The organism is Streptococcus sp. DTU_2020_1000888_1_SI_GRL_NUU_041A (assembly GCF_032387735.1).
Classification (GTDB): domain Bacteria; phylum Bacillota; class Bacilli; order Lactobacillales; family Streptococcaceae; genus Streptococcus; species Streptococcus sanguinis.
Map to the genome: position 1 here is coordinate 635,984 of NZ_CP135591.1, position 13,691 is coordinate 649,674.

Consider the following 13,691-nt stretch of genomic DNA (forward strand, 5'->3'; position numbering starts at 1 on the left):
AGAATATGACATTTTCATTTGACGCTGCTGCTGCACAAGGCGCAGTAATTAAAGTTATTGGTGTCGGTGGAGGTGGCGGTAATGCCATCAACCGAATGATTGATGAAGGTGTTGCTGGTGTTGAATTCATCGCAGCAAATACAGATGTTCAAGCTCTTAGCAGTGCCAAGGCTGAAACAGTGATTCAGCTCGGTCCAAAGCTGACTCGCGGACTTGGTGCCGGAGGTCAGCCTGAAGTAGGCCGTAAGGCAGCTGAAGAAAGCGAAGAAGTCCTGACAGAAGCTCTGCAAGGAGCAGATATGGTCTTCATCACTGCTGGTATGGGTGGTGGATCTGGGACAGGAGCTGCTCCAGTGATTGCTCGTATCGCAAAAAATGTTGGTGCTCTGACTGTCGCTGTAGTTACACGTCCTTTCGGTTTTGAAGGAAGCAAGCGTGGAACTTTTGCGGTAGAGGGAATCAACGAACTTCGCGAGCATGTAGACACACTCTTGATTATCTCAAATAACAACCTACTTGAAATTGTAGACAAGAAGACTCCGCTCCTTGAAGCACTCAGTGAAGCTGATAATGTTCTTCGCCAAGGTGTCCAAGGGATTACCGACTTGATTACCAGCCCAGGACTGATTAACCTTGACTTTGCCGACGTGAAAACAGTTATGGCAGACAAGGGTAATGCTTTGATGGGAATTGGTGTTGGTAGCGGTGAAGAACGCGTCATCGAAGCTGCTCGCAAAGCTATCTACTCACCTCTTTTGGAAACAACCATTGATGGTGCAGAGGACGTAATTGTCAATGTTACTGGTGGCTTAGATATGACTTTGATTGAAGCTGAAGAAGCTTCAGAAATTGTCAACCAAGCAGCAGGTCATGGGGTGAACATCTGGCTCGGTACTGCTATTGATGAGTCTATGAAGGATGAAATCCGCGTGACTGTTGTAGCTACTGGTGTCCGTCAGGACAAGGTTGAAAAGGTCAGCGGCATTCGTCAGACTCCACAACCTACTAGTCCAAGCCGTCCGCAGCAAGTTGAGCCAAATCGCGAAGTTCGCTCAGGACAGTTTGAACGAAACTTTGATATGACCGAAACGGTTGATATTCCTGCTCCAAGCCGTCAAAGAACGGATACACCTAAAGGTTCAGCCTTTGGTGATTGGGATCTTCGTCGCGAAGCGATTGTTCGTCAGGCAGAACCAAGTTCCTCAGCCCGCGTGGAGCGCTATGCAGAAACTAATGAAGATGATGATGAGTTGGAAACACCTCCATTCTTCAGAAATCGTTAATCTAAATCATGAATTTGCAGAATAATAAAGAGTTGGTCTTTCAGTCCGTCGCTCAGGCGGCGGAGCAAGCCCAGCGTTTGAAAGATTCAGTGAATATCATCGCAGTTACCAAATATGTTGACTGCGAAACTACTCAGGAGCTTGTTCGTACAGGTATTCAGCATATCGGAGAAAATCGGGTAGATAAATTTCTAGATAAATACCATGCTCTGAAAGATGAGAATCTGACCTGGCACCTGATCGGCAGTTTGCAGAGGAGAAAAGTCAAGGATGTGATTAACTATGTTGATTACTTTCACGCTTTAGATTCTGTAAAATTGGCCAAGGAGATTGACAAACGGGCTGAACATGTGATTAAATGTTTCCTGCAGGTGAATATTTCTAAAGAAGAGAGCAAGCATGGCTTTTTGATTGAAGAACTTGAAGTCGTCCTGCCTGAACTTGAAAAATTAGAAAATGTTCAAATTGTGGGATTGATGACAATGGCTCCGTTTGAAGCTAGTCATGAGGAGCTGAACCAAATTTTTGAAAAGGCTCATCAACTACAAAAAGAATTAAAAAAGAAACAGTTAAATAATATGCCCTTTTCTGAATTAAGCATGGGAATGAGTCGTGATTATCCAGAAGCAATTGCCCATGGCTCGACCTATGTCAGAATCGGTACAGCATTTTTTAAATAGGAAAGAAATATGTCATTAAAAGATAGATTTGATAAATTTATAGATTATTTTACAGAAGATGGAGATGAGACTGAGGTTCAGGAGCAGACTGTCAGCAGACCTGCAGCGCCTGTTAAGCAGAAGCCTGAATTGGTTCAGCCTAAACCAGTCAGAGAGAGCAAGCCAGCTCCTCGTCCGGCTGCTGCGGCCAAGCCACAGCCTAAACAACAGCCACAACAGAAATCTTCGACAGAGAATATTACCAGACTGCATGCACGTCAGCAGGAATTAGCTCAGCACCGTGCAAATGCGGATGAGAAGATTACGATTGATGTTCGTTATCCGAGGAGATATGAGGAAGCGACTGAAATTGTTGACCTGCTTTTAGCCAATGAAAGCATCCTGATTGACTTCCAGTATATGACTGAGGTACAGGCTCGTCGCTGTTTAGACTACCTAGACGGTGCGCGTTATGTCTTGGCTGGAAATTTGAAAAAAGTTGCAAGCACTATGTATTTGCTGACTCCGATTAATGTAGTGGTAAATGTGGAAGACATCCGCCTGCCAAACGATGTTGAAATCAGCGAATTCGACTTTGATATGAAGCGCAGTAGATAAGAGATATGTTATATTTTGTAATTCGTGCCATCTCTAATCTTTTCGATCTTTATAGCATTGCCTTGATTGTCTATGCACTTCTGTCTTGGTTTCCAGGAGCCTATCAAACCAAATTCGGAGAGTTTCTAACACGAATTGTAGAACCGTATTTAAAACTTTTCCGCCGTCTTCCCTTGCAATTTGCAGGGTTGGACTTTACCGTTTGGGTTGCAATTCTGGCTTTAAACCTTTTAAATCGTGTGGTCTTTTATTTAATAAGCGTCTTACTAATGTTATTATGATGAAAGATTTATATCAACACTTTTCGCATGAGGATCGAGAGTTTATTGATAGGAGTCTGGAGCTGCTTCAGCGGGTTCAAGATACCTATGCCTTTGAAACAACTTCTTTTTTGAATCCCCATCAGGTCTCAATCCTGAAGAATATTGGCAAGCAATATGATGTGCAAGTCTTTGCTAGTTCAGATTATTTTCCAAGTGAACTGGCAAGAGTTCTTGTGGCGCCTTCCTATTACCAACTGAATATGGATGATTTTGAATTGAGCTTGCTGGAAATTTACTATGCAAGCAAATTTTATAAAATCAGTCATTCGCAGATTATGGGGACCTTGCTCAATCAATTGGGGATTGAAAGACGGACCTTTGGTGATATTCTTGTAGTTGGAGACCGTGCTCAGCTCTTTGTAGATAAGAGACTATCCCAGTATTTTATAGATCATGTCTCTAAAATTGCAAAGATGCCTGTCAGACTAAAGGAAGTTTCCCTTGCAGAGCAGCTGAAAGAGCAAAAGCAGGCTGTCACCAGAGAAATTTTAGCATCTAGTCTTCGATTGGACAAGTTGGTAGCCAGCACCTTTAAGTTATCAAGAAGCCAGGCTGCTCAGCTAATTTCTGGCAAGCATGTGAAAATGAACTATGCTGTTAATGACAATCCCAGCCAGCAGGTCGGGCTTGAAGACTTGATTAGCGTTAGACGATTTGGAAGATTTAAGGTTTTAAGAGAAAATGGCCTTTCCAAGAATGGAAAACATAAGTTAACTGTTGAATTATTAGCTAGTAAATGAGGAGGAACTATGACACTTACAGCATTAGAAATTAAAGATAAATCCTTTGGAACCAAGTTTAGAGGCTATGATGTTGAAGAGGTAGATGAATTCCTGGACATCGTTGTCCGTGATTATGAGGACTTGGTTCGTGAAAATCACGAAAAAGAAGCAAAAATTCGTAATCTGGAAGAACGTCTGACATATTTTGATGAGATGAAAGACTCTCTCAGCCAGTCTGTCTTGATTGCTCAGGATACGGCTGAGCGTGTTAAAGTTGCTGCCAATGAGCGATCTACAAATATTGTCCGTCAGGCAGAGCAGGATGCGCAGCATTTGTTGGATGGAGCTAAGTACAAAGCTGATGAAATTTTGCGTCAGGCAGCGGACAATGCTAAGAAAGTAGCCATTGAAACAGAAGAACTGAAAAACAAAACACGTGTCTTCCACCAACGCTTGAAATCAACCATTGAGAGCCAGCTCAGTATTGTGAATTCATCTGAATGGGAAGAAATCCTGCGTCCGACAGCTACTTACTTGCAGACCAGCGATGAGGCCTTCAAGGAGGTTGTATCGGAGGTTCTGGGAGAAGAAGCAGTTGTCCGCGAGGAAGAAGTGGATGTTACACGTCAATTTTCTCCAGAGGAAATGGCTGAGTTGCAAGAGCGCATTGAAGCTGCTAACCGTGAATTAGCTGCGACCCAAGCTTTTTCTCCGCTCAGCGATGAAGATATAGAAGCTCACGCAGCTGAGGAAAACTCAGAAGCTGACCATCACGATGATGACACAAATGGGGAACAAAAAGTTCCAGTAAATATTTTATAATTTTAAAAAAGATAAGATTGTAAAAACACAGACCAAGCAAAATACTTTCAGCGAGCAGATGATGGTGAAAGATCTGCAGTCCATCTTGCTTGGGCTATCATTTTACAGAACTTTCTTCTGAAATCAGTAGGATGAGACGTCAGTCCACGTTACGGACAAAGAGGGGCAAGAGGAGCATCATGCTATTGTCTTGCCTAAACAAAGGTGGTACCGCGAATTTTCGTCCTTTTTGGAGAAGTTTGCGGTTTTTAATTTGTAATTTTAAAAATAAAGAGGAATAGAATGAAACTGAAAGAAACACTCAATCTTGGAAAAACTGCTTTTCCTATGCGGGCCGGTCTTCCAAATAAGGAGCCAATCTGGCAGAAGGAATGGGATGAAGCTAAGCTTTATCAGCGTCGTCAGGAACTGAACGAAGGCAAGCCGCACTTTATCTTGCATGATGGGCCTCCCTATGCTAACGGTAATATTCACGTCGGCCATGCCATGAATAAAATTTCCAAAGATATCATTGTTCGCTCAAAGTCTATGGCTGGCTACTATGCACCTTACATTCCAGGATGGGATACGCATGGTCTTCCGATTGAGCAGGTGTTGGCAAAGCAAGGCATTAAGCGCAAAGAGCTAGACTTGGTAGACTACCTCAATATGTGTAGGGACTATGCGCTTAGCCAAGTCGAAAAGCAAAAAGAAGATTTCAAGCGTTTGGGAGTTTCTGGTGATTGGGAAAATCCTTATGTAACCTTGACATCTGACTATGAAGCCGCTCAGATCCGTGTCTTTGGTGAAATGGCTAAGAAAGGCTATATCTACCGTGGTGCTAAGCCCGTTTACTGGTCTTGGTCTTCTGAGTCAGCTTTGGCTGAAGCGGAAATTGAATACCATGATTTGGTTTCCACCTCTCTTTACTATGCTAACCGCGTCAAAGATGGTAAAGGAGTATTGGACACAGATACTTACATCGTCGTATGGACAACAACTCCATTTACCATTACAGCTTCCCGTGGTTTGACAGTTGGAGCAGATATTGACTATGTTTTGGTCCAGCCTGCGGGTGAAAGTCGCAAGTTTATTGTAGCGTCTGAATTGTTGAATAGCCTATCTGAGAAATTTAGCTGGGCCGATGTTCAAGTTTTGGAGACCTACCGTGGTCAAGAATTAAACCACATCGTGACAGTTCACCCATGGGATACTGCTGTAGATGAACTTGTTATCCTGGGTGACCACGTTACAACTGACTCTGGTACCGGTATCGTTCATACAGCGCCTGGTTTTGGTGAGGACGACTACCATGTCGGTGTAGCCAATGGACTGGAAGTTGCTGTGACAGTCAATGAGCGCGGTATCATGATGGAAAATGCTGGTCCTGACTTTGAAGGCCAGTTCTATGATAAGGTTGTGCCGACGGTTATTGAAAAGCTTGGTGATTTGCTCCTTGCTCAGGAAGAAATTTCTCACTCTTATCCATTTGACTGGCGTACTAAGAAGCCAATCATCTGGCGGGCAGTACCACAGTGGTTTGCATCTGTTTCTAAATTCCGTCAAGAAATTTTAGATGAAATTGACAAGGTTAAATTCCATTCTGAATGGGGGAAAGTACGCCTCTACAATATGATTCGTGACCGTGGTGACTGGGTTATCTCTCGTCAGCGGGCTTGGGGTGTGCCGTTGCCAATCTTCTATGCCGAAGACGGAACACCAATCATGACGGCTGAAACCATTGAACACGTAGCTCAGCTCTTTGAGGAGCACGGCTCTATCGTCTGGTGGAAGCGTGAAGCCAAAGACCTCTTACCAGAAGGCTTTACTCATCCAGGTTCTCCAAATGGTGAATTTACCAAGGAAACGGACATCATGGACGTTTGGTTTGACTCAGGTTCATCATGGAATGGTGTAGTGGTCAACCGTCCTGAGTTAACTTACCCGGCTGATCTTTATCTAGAAGGTTCAGACCAATACCGTGGTTGGTTCAATTCATCCCTTATCACATCAGTTGCTAATCATGGCGTAGCCCCTTACAAACAAATCTTGTCACAAGGCTTTGCCTTAGATGGTAAGGGTGAAAAGATGTCTAAATCCCTTGGAAATACGATTGCTCCAAGCGATGTAGAAAAACAATTTGGTGCGGAAATCTTGCGTCTCTGGGTAACCAGTGTTGACTCTAGCAACGACGTTCGCATCTCTATGGATATCTTGGGTCAAGTTTCTGAAACCTACCGTAAGATTCGAAATACCTTGCGTTTCTTGATTGCCAATACCTCTGACTTTAATCCAGCTGAGGATGCCGTAGCTTACGAAGAACTTCGCTCTGTTGATAAATACATGACTATCCGCTTTAATCAATTAGTAGAAACTATTCGTAAGGCTTATGCGGACTTTGAGTTTCTGACTATTTATAAAGCGATTGTCAACTTTGTAACCGTTGACTTGTCTGCTTTCTATCTGGACTTTGCCAAAGATGTCGTCTATATCGAAGCAGCTAAATCATTAGAACGTCGTCAGATGCAGACTGTTTTCTATGATATTTTGGTCAAGATTACCAAGCTGTTAACACCAATTCTGCCACACACAGCAGAAGAGATTTGGTCTTACCTAGAGCATGAAGAGGAAGAATTTGTTCAGTTATCCGAATTGCCAGAAGCTCAGATTTTCCCAAATCAAGAAGAAATCTTGGATACTTGGTCTGCCTTTATGGACTTCCGCAGTCAAGCTCAGAAAGCCTTAGAAGAAGCCCGCAATGAAAAGGTTATTGGGAAATCGTTGGAAGCACATCTGACTGTCTATCCGAATGAAGTCATCAAGACCTTGCTGGAAGCAGTTAACAGCGATGTGGCCCAGCTTCTCATTGTTTCTCAATTGACGATTGCTGAAGGACCTGCTCCAGAAGGCGCTCTAGTCTTTGAAGATGTAGCTTTTGTCGTAGAGCATGCGCAGGGACAAGTCTGTGATCGCTGCCGTCGCATTGATATAACAGTTAAAGAGCGCAGTTATCAAGCTCTTGTCTGTGACCACTGTGCAGAAATTTTAGAAGAAAACTTTGCTCAAGCTGTCGTAGAAGGCTTTGAGAGCAAGTAAGTTCCAAAATAAAAAATGGCTTTGCCCTTTAGAGGTAAGCCATTTTTTAGATAGATTTGAGGATGTTTTGATTTGTAGGCGGAGTAGAAGAAACAAACAGTTGCGTTTGCAACTGTTTTCTGTTATACTAGTCATAACTTAGGAGTGCTTATTTTAGCCAAAATGTTTTGGAGCTGAAAGAGCTCAGAGGAAGTCAGTTGCTGCAGAGCCTGACTGGCGTAGGTATTTTCAAAACCAATCAGTTGGTCGTAGAGTTTGAGAGCCTGACTGCTAGGATAGAGCTCTTTGAACTTCTTATTTTGAGCTTTGGTCTTTTTGATAATCAAGCCTCTATCTTCCAGCTTTCCTAGAGATCGGCTGAGCGTAGTCTTGTCAATCTGCACCATCTCTGCCAGTTGTGATTGGCTGAGGCCTTCATTTTCAACGATGCGAATGAGCAGTAGAAACAAATTATTATCTAGGCCGTAGTTACTGGCTTTCTGATTCATTTTCATCATAGCTTGTCTAGAAATAAAGCCCATTTGACGGAAAAGTTGACGGTAATCCATAGGAACTCCTTGATAGTTGCATTTGCACTTATTATACATTAAAAAGATAGAGGAAACAAGTATGTGGTCTAGGAAAAAATTAACAGAGCTGAACCCGATAGAATTTTATCAGATCTTAAAATTGCGCATTGACATCTTTGTGGTGGAGCAGGAACTCATCTATCATGAACTGGATGAGAAAGACCTAGAAGCAGTGCATGTTTACCATGCTAATGAACAAGGGGAAATTGATGCTTATGCCCGTGTCTTTGAAGAGGGAGAGCATTTAGTCTTTGGTCGAGTAGTCACAGCTCAGTCTGCACGAGGACAGGGCTTAGGAGGACAGCTTATCAGGGAAATCTTGCAATTATGTGCTGAGAAATGGCCAGGAAAGGAAATTGAAATAGAGGCTCAGGTTCAGGTGTCTGCTCTTTATGAAAAGTATGGCTTCAAATCAGTTGGCCAATCCTTTATTTTTGAATCGACACCTCACATTACCATGATCTATAAACAATAAAAAACTAAGGCGATTGCCTTAGTTTTTACTGTTTCACAGGAATGGAAATTTCGATTAGATTATTAGCGTAAATCGTGCGGATAGCAGCTCTATCAATAGCATTTGCATCAATTTTTCTCTTCAAGAAAAATTCTCTGATTTTTTCGATTTCCTGTTCGCGTACAGCACGGTGCATGTTTGAAATCAAAATTTCATAGTGAAGAGGAGCTTGTGTAAAAACAACATCGCTGTTTCCAGCAGAATAAACTTCGACTAATATCGCATCGGTGCTTTCCAATTGGCTTTTGACAAGGTCAGCATGACTGTTTGTTGTATTAATAAGCTTCATACGATTTCCTCCTGCTTTATACCTGCTATTATTATAACATGTTTGCTATAAATTGTGAATGATTTCTTTAAGCTTTAAGTGTATTTTTCCAGGCTTGGATACCCCATTTATGGCTGCCGCGTTTTAGTGTTTCAATAGCTTCTTCGACTGGGAACCAGGCAAGCTGGTTGAAATCTTCCAGCGGTTTTTGGACTTCTTGGAAAGAGGTGACCTCATACAGGTAGGCCGGGTTGTAGAAATGGGTGTCGCGATGGCGGGAGTAAAAATATTCATCAGCTTGTCCAAGATAGCGTCCAAGCTGGGCCGTGAATCCAAGTTCTTCCATCAGCTCGCGTTCAAGCGCAGTCTGATGGTTTTCCCCCTCTTCAATCTCTCCACCGGGCAGAAACCAAGCCCCGTTAGGTGCCTGAACCAAAATAATCTTTTCTTTCTTTTCGTCTGGGATAACGGCATAGACTCCGTAGCGGGTCACATATTCTACATTTGCTTCCTTTTCACCAAAGGTTGGATTTGTCATTCTAATATCCTCAATCTCTAGTCAGTTTACTATCTATCATAATGGACTAAGGACCAGCTGTCAAGAATTTACTCGGTTTATTGGACAGAAAAAGAATGATAGTCCTTGAAAGAAATCCCCTTCAAATAATAAATTCCTTCCTCTGACCGTTTAGAAAACTCTTCTTTATAGGAATGGTAAAACATTTTTAGAAGAAATTGTTATAATAGGAGCGAGGTGGTTTTATGACAGAAAGCAGACTTTTTAAAATCCTATATCTTCTTTTAGAGCAGGGCCGCACAACAGCTCCCGAATTGGCCTCACTATTTGAAGTATCCATTCGGACCATCTATCGAGATGTGGACAAGCTGAGTTTGGCAGGAATCCCCATTTATTGCAGCCCAGGCAAGGGTGGGGGTATTTTTCTGATGAAGGATTTTGTCTTAGACAAGGCCTTGTTTTCAGAGTCTGAGAGGGATGAGCTATTAGCTGTTCTTCAAGGCCTGCAGATTTTAACAGATGGCGAGCAAGTAGAGACCCTGTCTAAGCTACAGTCCTTGTTTCAAGTTCAGGCAACTTCCTGGCTGGAGGTGGATTTCACTGACTGGCGCAAGAAAGCAGATCAGAAAGAACTGTTTGATACCATTAAGCAAGCGATCTTGCAAAGAAGAGTCTTGTCTTTTTCTTACTTGAATGGGCATGGAGAAAGAGAGCAGCGCAAGATAGAGGCGCTGAAGTTAGTATTTAAAAGCCAAAATTGGTATGTTGCTGGCTTTTGTCGTTTAAGACAAGCTCTGCGCTTTTTTAAACTCAGCAGAATGAGAGACTGTCAGATGTTAGAGGAACGATTTAAGCAGAGAGTCTTGGATGAGAAATTTAGCCCCGAGGAGTGGCTAGGAGATACTGTAAAAGTCCTCTTGAAATTTGACCGGAAGCATGCCTTTCGGGTGTACGAGGAGTTTTCAGAAGCAGAGATAGAGGAGACTGATGGGAGCCTTTATGTCCAAACGCATTTGCCGAGTCACGATAGTCTTTATACCTACTTGCTATCCTTTTTGGATGGAGTTGAAATCATGGAGCCGTCTCGGTTACGGGAAGAATTCAAAGAAAAGTTAAAAGCTATTGCCGATATTTATAAAAGCTGACAGAGGTTGTCAGCTTTTCTTTGCTATACTGTTTGTAGTAAAGAAAGGAGGGCTCTCTCATGAAATATGAATGGAGAAAAGCCAATCGAGAATTCTATCAAATCAAGTCTGCACCCTGTCTCATAGATGTTCCTGCCCAGTCTTTTATCATGATTGACGGCAAGGGCAATCCTAATGCTGCAGACTTTTCGGAACGAGTTGGTGCTCTGTACAGCTTAGCCTATGCTATCAAGATGAACTACAAAAAGACAGCGGCCGATCAAGAATTTACTGATTTTACAGTTTATCCCTTGGAAGGACTTTGGCAGCAAGAGCAAGCAGGAGAACTGATTAAAGAAGAATTGATTTATACCATTATGATTGGGCAGCCGGACTTTATCACTGAAGAGATGGTGAAAAAGGCTCTGGAACAAGTCCGTGTCAAAAAGCCTAATCCTCTCTATGACGAGATTCGTTTTGAAGAAATGACGGAAGGAGAGTGTGTCGCCATGCTGCATCTGGGTCCTTTTGACGAAGAACCTCAATCCTTCACTAAAATGGATACCTTTTGCGAGATTCACCAGCTGAAACGGATTTCACACACTCATAGAGAAATCTATCTCAATAATCTAAATCGGACAGACCCTAGCAAGCTGAAAACAATTCTGCGCTATAGGGTTCAGAAAAATCAATAAATAAATAGAGCGGAAAACCAACTGTTTTCTGCTCTATTTTGTCGACAATTATTTTTCTTCTTGTGATGAATTAACTGACTCTGTACTTTCAGTTTTCTTTGCTGACTTGATGAGAATCTTGCCATTGCTGGTCATGATAGCTTTGAGACCTTTTTCGCTTGGATTTTCCAGATAGAAGTCAGTAATAGCATCTTCGATATGGTCCTGAATGGTACGGCGCAATGGGCGAGCGCCCATTTTTGGATCGTAGCCCAGATCGACCAATTTTTCCTTGACCTTCTCCGTAACATCCAGATGAATGTCGTTGGTTGCCAAACGTTGATTGACATCGTCCAGCATCAGGTTGACGATTTGCAGCAGATTGTCCTTGCTGAGCGCCTGGAATTCGATAATGCCGTCAAAGCGGTTCATAAACTCAGGACTGAAGAAGTTCCCTAATTCACCCAAAACGGAGTTGGTGCGGCCTTCACGCGCTGCCCCAAAGCCGACACTGGCTTCAGCTTTGCCGGTTCCGGCATTGGATGTCATGATGATAATGGTGTCCTTGAAGCTAACAGTCCGGCCTTGACCATCGGTCAGGCGGCCATCATCTAGAACCTGTAGGAACATGTGCATAACATCGGGATGGGCCTTTTCTACCTCATCCAGCAGAATGAGTGAGTAGGGATTGCGGCGGACGCGCTCAGTCAATTGACCAGCTTCATCATAGCCAACATAGCCCGGAGGGGCACCGACCAGCTTGGCCACGCTGTGTTTCTCCATGTATTCACTCATATCAAAGCGAATCATACTGTCAGCCGAGCCAAATAGCTCAATGGCTAGTTGCTTAGACAGCTCAGTCTTACCGACACCAGTAGGTCCGACAAAGAGGAAGCTGCCGATTGGGCGATTAGGACTTCCCAGTCCGACCCGGTTGCGGCGGATGGCCTTGGCAATCTTATCCACAGCATCGTCTTGGCCGATGACATGGGCCTTTAAGTCACTGGCAAGATTGACCAGCTGAGACTGTTCCTTTTCTTTGAGGTCGCCAACTGGGATATTGGTTTTTTGCTCTACAATGTGCTCAATCGTTTTCTCGCTGATAATCGGAGTATCCTTGTCTAGTACACTTGTCTGCTGGAGTTCCTTGTACTTGGCAATCTGGTCACGGAAGTAAGCTGCTTTCTCGAAATCTTCGTCACGGGTTGCCTGAGCCTTGAGGTTTTCAGCCTCAATCAGACGTTGGTCAATGACTTTGGGATCAACGAAGTTGAGGGTCAGATTCATCTTGGATCCAGCCTCATCCAAGAGGTCAATAGCCTTGTCTGGCAGGAAGCGATCTTGAATGTAGCGGTTGGAGAGAAGGGCAGCCGCTTCAATGGCCGCATCCGTGTACTTGACGTGATGGTAGTCTTCGTATTTTTTCTGAATCCCTTTGAGGATGGTAATCGTTTCCTCTACCGTCGGCTCGTCTACCTTAACGGGCTGCATCCGGCGCTCCAGTGCAGCATCCTTCTCGATGATACGGTATTCATTAAGGGTGGTTGCTCCAACCATCTGGAGTTCTCCGCGAGCCAGAGCTGGTTTGAGGATGTTCCCAGCGTCCATATTGCCATCGCCAGCAGAGCCTGCTCCGACAATTTCATGGATTTCATCAATAAAGAGAATGACATCCTGACGAGAACGAATCTCATCAATGAGCTTCTGCATCCGTTCCTCAAATTGGCCACGGATACCAGTTCCCTGCACTAAGCTGACAACGTCTAGGCGGATAACTTCCTTGCCTTGGAGTTTATGAGGCACATCACCATCAACAATTTTTTGGGACAAGCCTTCCACCACGGCAGTTTTTCCGACTCCTGGCTCTCCGATAAGAACAGGATTGTTTTTGGTGCGGCGGTTGAGGATTTCAATGACACGGACGATTTCTTCATCACGGCCAATAACAGGGTCAATCTCGCCTCGGCGAGCCAACTCAGTCACGTTGATACCAAACTCTTCCAGCAGGCCTTTTGGCTTTTGCGGACTTGGCTGAGGCTGACCACCCTTGCTAGGATTGGAACCGTAGCCGCCACCGCCTCCATAGGCTCCGCCAGATTGGGTAGGAGGAGTAGGCGGTTCCTGAGGCTGTTGGAAATTGCTGAGGCTGTTGAAGAAGTCATCGATAGGGTCTGTTCCGTGATTGTTGGCATTAGCGATTCCGCCGAACAAGGAATGTTCAGGATCTGTTTTCATGATTTGGTAGCAGTTTTGGCACAAATCCACCTGCTGTTTATGGCCATTTACGTTGGTATAAAGGTGAATCGTAGATTCATTGATTTTACAATTTTGGCAAAGCATGCAGATACCTCTTTTCTTTTAGTGTGCAAGCTATTTATAGAAATGATTAAAGGTCAAAAATAGTCAAAGTTTTATAGTTTCATTATATCAGTATTCTCGAACTTTGCAAGAATTTACTACAAAATCCTCCCTTAGACCGAGCAGAATGAAAACAAATTCTTGAAAAATTACAAAAAATTGGCT

At 43.5% G+C, this 13,691-nt stretch carries 14 protein-coding genes; 10 read left to right on the plus strand and 4 right to left on the minus strand.

Going from position 1 to position 13,691, the window contains the following annotated elements:
* Positions 1 to 5: 5 nt before the first annotated feature.
* The 7 genes from ftsZ to ileS all read left to right on the plus strand — a co-directional run bounded on the left by ftsZ (position 6) and on the right by ileS (position 7,502).
* Positions 6 to 1,283: a cell division protein FtsZ gene (ftsZ, locus tag RSK81_RS03250; RefSeq protein WP_032908216.1), complete on the plus strand. Its 1,278-nt coding sequence runs from the start codon at positions 6 to 8 to the stop codon at positions 1,281 to 1,283.
* A gap of 8 nt (positions 1,284 to 1,291) precedes the next feature.
* Positions 1,292 to 1,963, plus strand: coding sequence for a YggS family pyridoxal phosphate-dependent enzyme (locus RSK81_RS03255; RefSeq protein ID WP_002900917.1), 672 nt, complete (start codon positions 1,292 to 1,294; stop codon positions 1,961 to 1,963).
* A 9-nt stretch (positions 1,964 to 1,972) separates the two neighbouring features.
* On the plus strand, positions 1,973 to 2,560 hold the full coding sequence (locus RSK81_RS03260; protein ID WP_002925565.1) for a cell division protein SepF: 588 nt from the start codon (positions 1,973 to 1,975) through the stop codon (positions 2,558 to 2,560).
* 5 nt (positions 2,561 to 2,565) lie between these two features.
* Positions 2,566 to 2,841, plus strand: a complete 276-nt coding sequence (locus tag RSK81_RS03265) for a YggT family protein (RefSeq protein ID WP_002896162.1) — start codon at positions 2,566 to 2,568, stop codon at positions 2,839 to 2,841.
* Positions 2,838 to 3,623 (plus strand): RNA-binding protein, encoded by a 786-nt coding sequence (locus tag RSK81_RS03270; protein ID WP_002925564.1) that lies wholly within the window; start codon positions 2,838 to 2,840, stop codon positions 3,621 to 3,623. The genes RSK81_RS03265 and RSK81_RS03270 overlap by 4 nt, the downstream gene beginning before the upstream one ends.
* A gap of 9 nt (positions 3,624 to 3,632) precedes the next feature.
* Positions 3,633 to 4,427, plus strand: coding sequence for a DivIVA domain-containing protein (locus RSK81_RS03275; RefSeq protein WP_002898030.1), 795 nt, complete (start codon positions 3,633 to 3,635; stop codon positions 4,425 to 4,427).
* A 282-nt stretch (positions 4,428 to 4,709) separates the two neighbouring features.
* Positions 4,710 to 7,502, plus strand: a complete 2,793-nt coding sequence (ileS, locus tag RSK81_RS03280) for an isoleucine--tRNA ligase (protein WP_315687412.1) — start codon at positions 4,710 to 4,712, stop codon at positions 7,500 to 7,502.
* Positions 7,503 to 7,633: 131 nt separating this feature from the next.
* Here the strand turns inward: ileS and RSK81_RS03285 are convergent, their stop codons facing one another.
* On the minus strand, positions 7,634 to 8,089 hold the full coding sequence (locus RSK81_RS03285) for a MarR family winged helix-turn-helix transcriptional regulator (RefSeq protein WP_223312271.1): 456 nt from the start codon (positions 8,087 to 8,089) through the stop codon (positions 7,634 to 7,636).
* 22 nt (positions 8,090 to 8,111) lie between these two features.
* On the opposite strand from RSK81_RS03285, the gene RSK81_RS03290 reads away from it, so the two are divergent.
* Positions 8,112 to 8,546 (plus strand): GNAT family N-acetyltransferase, encoded by a 435-nt coding sequence (locus RSK81_RS03290; RefSeq protein WP_315687414.1) that lies wholly within the window; start codon positions 8,112 to 8,114, stop codon positions 8,544 to 8,546.
* Between the two features lie 25 nt (positions 8,547 to 8,571).
* Here RSK81_RS03290 and RSK81_RS03295 read toward each other — a convergent pair whose 3' ends face one another.
* Positions 8,572 to 8,874 (minus strand): DUF1827 family protein, encoded by a 303-nt coding sequence (locus tag RSK81_RS03295; RefSeq protein ID WP_002896152.1) that lies wholly within the window; start codon positions 8,872 to 8,874, stop codon positions 8,572 to 8,574.
* A gap of 67 nt (positions 8,875 to 8,941) precedes the next feature.
* Positions 8,942 to 9,391: an NUDIX hydrolase gene (locus RSK81_RS03300; protein WP_002896150.1), complete on the minus strand. Its 450-nt coding sequence runs from the start codon at positions 9,389 to 9,391 to the stop codon at positions 8,942 to 8,944.
* A gap of 224 nt (positions 9,392 to 9,615) precedes the next feature.
* Here RSK81_RS03300 and RSK81_RS03305 point away from each other — a divergent pair, with 224 nt between their 5' ends.
* Positions 9,616 to 10,515, plus strand: a complete 900-nt coding sequence (locus tag RSK81_RS03305; protein ID WP_315687416.1) for a YafY family protein — start codon at positions 9,616 to 9,618, stop codon at positions 10,513 to 10,515.
* 59 nt (positions 10,516 to 10,574) lie between these two features.
* The gene (locus RSK81_RS03310) at positions 10,575 to 11,189 is read left to right on the plus strand and encodes a GyrI-like domain-containing protein (protein ID WP_315687417.1); all 615 of its coding nucleotides are present in this window, start codon (positions 10,575 to 10,577) and stop codon (positions 11,187 to 11,189) included.
* A 48-nt stretch (positions 11,190 to 11,237) separates the two neighbouring features.
* Here RSK81_RS03310 and RSK81_RS03315 read toward each other — a convergent pair whose 3' ends face one another.
* On the minus strand, positions 11,238 to 13,508 hold the full coding sequence (locus RSK81_RS03315; RefSeq protein WP_315687419.1) for an ATP-dependent Clp protease ATP-binding subunit: 2,271 nt from the start codon (positions 13,506 to 13,508) through the stop codon (positions 11,238 to 11,240).
* Positions 13,509 to 13,691: the final 183 nt, after the last annotated feature.

Excerpts from the sequence above, each read along its gene's own strand:
- ftsZ (WP_032908216.1), top strand. The coding sequence starts at position 6 with ATGACATTTTCATTTGACGCTGCTGCTGCACAAGGCGCAGTAATTAAA.
- RSK81_RS03255 (WP_002900917.1), top strand. The coding sequence starts at position 1,292 with ATGAATTTGCAGAATAATAAAGAGTTGGTCTTTCAGTCCGTCGCTCAG.
- RSK81_RS03260 (WP_002925565.1), top strand. The coding sequence starts at position 1,973 with ATGTCATTAAAAGATAGATTTGATAAATTTATAGATTATTTTACAGAA.
- RSK81_RS03265 (WP_002896162.1), top strand. The coding sequence starts at position 2,566 with ATGTTATATTTTGTAATTCGTGCCATCTCTAATCTTTTCGATCTTTAT.
- RSK81_RS03270 (WP_002925564.1), top strand. The coding sequence starts at position 2,838 with ATGATGAAAGATTTATATCAACACTTTTCGCATGAGGATCGAGAGTTT.
- RSK81_RS03275 (WP_002898030.1), top strand. The coding sequence starts at position 3,633 with ATGACACTTACAGCATTAGAAATTAAAGATAAATCCTTTGGAACCAAG.
- ileS (WP_315687412.1), top strand. The coding sequence starts at position 4,710 with ATGAAACTGAAAGAAACACTCAATCTTGGAAAAACTGCTTTTCCTATG.
- RSK81_RS03285 (WP_223312271.1), bottom strand. The coding sequence starts at position 8,089 with ATGTATAATAAGTGCAAATGCAACTATCAAGGAGTTCCTATGGATTAC.
- RSK81_RS03290 (WP_315687414.1), top strand. The coding sequence starts at position 8,112 with ATGTGGTCTAGGAAAAAATTAACAGAGCTGAACCCGATAGAATTTTAT.
- RSK81_RS03295 (WP_002896152.1), bottom strand. The coding sequence starts at position 8,874 with ATGAAGCTTATTAATACAACAAACAGTCATGCTGACCTTGTCAAAAGC.
- RSK81_RS03300 (WP_002896150.1), bottom strand. The coding sequence starts at position 9,391 with ATGACAAATCCAACCTTTGGTGAAAAGGAAGCAAATGTAGAATATGTG.
- RSK81_RS03305 (WP_315687416.1), top strand. The coding sequence starts at position 9,616 with ATGACAGAAAGCAGACTTTTTAAAATCCTATATCTTCTTTTAGAGCAG.
- RSK81_RS03310 (WP_315687417.1), top strand. The coding sequence starts at position 10,575 with ATGAAATATGAATGGAGAAAAGCCAATCGAGAATTCTATCAAATCAAG.
- RSK81_RS03315 (WP_315687419.1), bottom strand. The coding sequence starts at position 13,508 with ATGCTTTGCCAAAATTGTAAAATCAATGAATCTACGATTCACCTTTAT.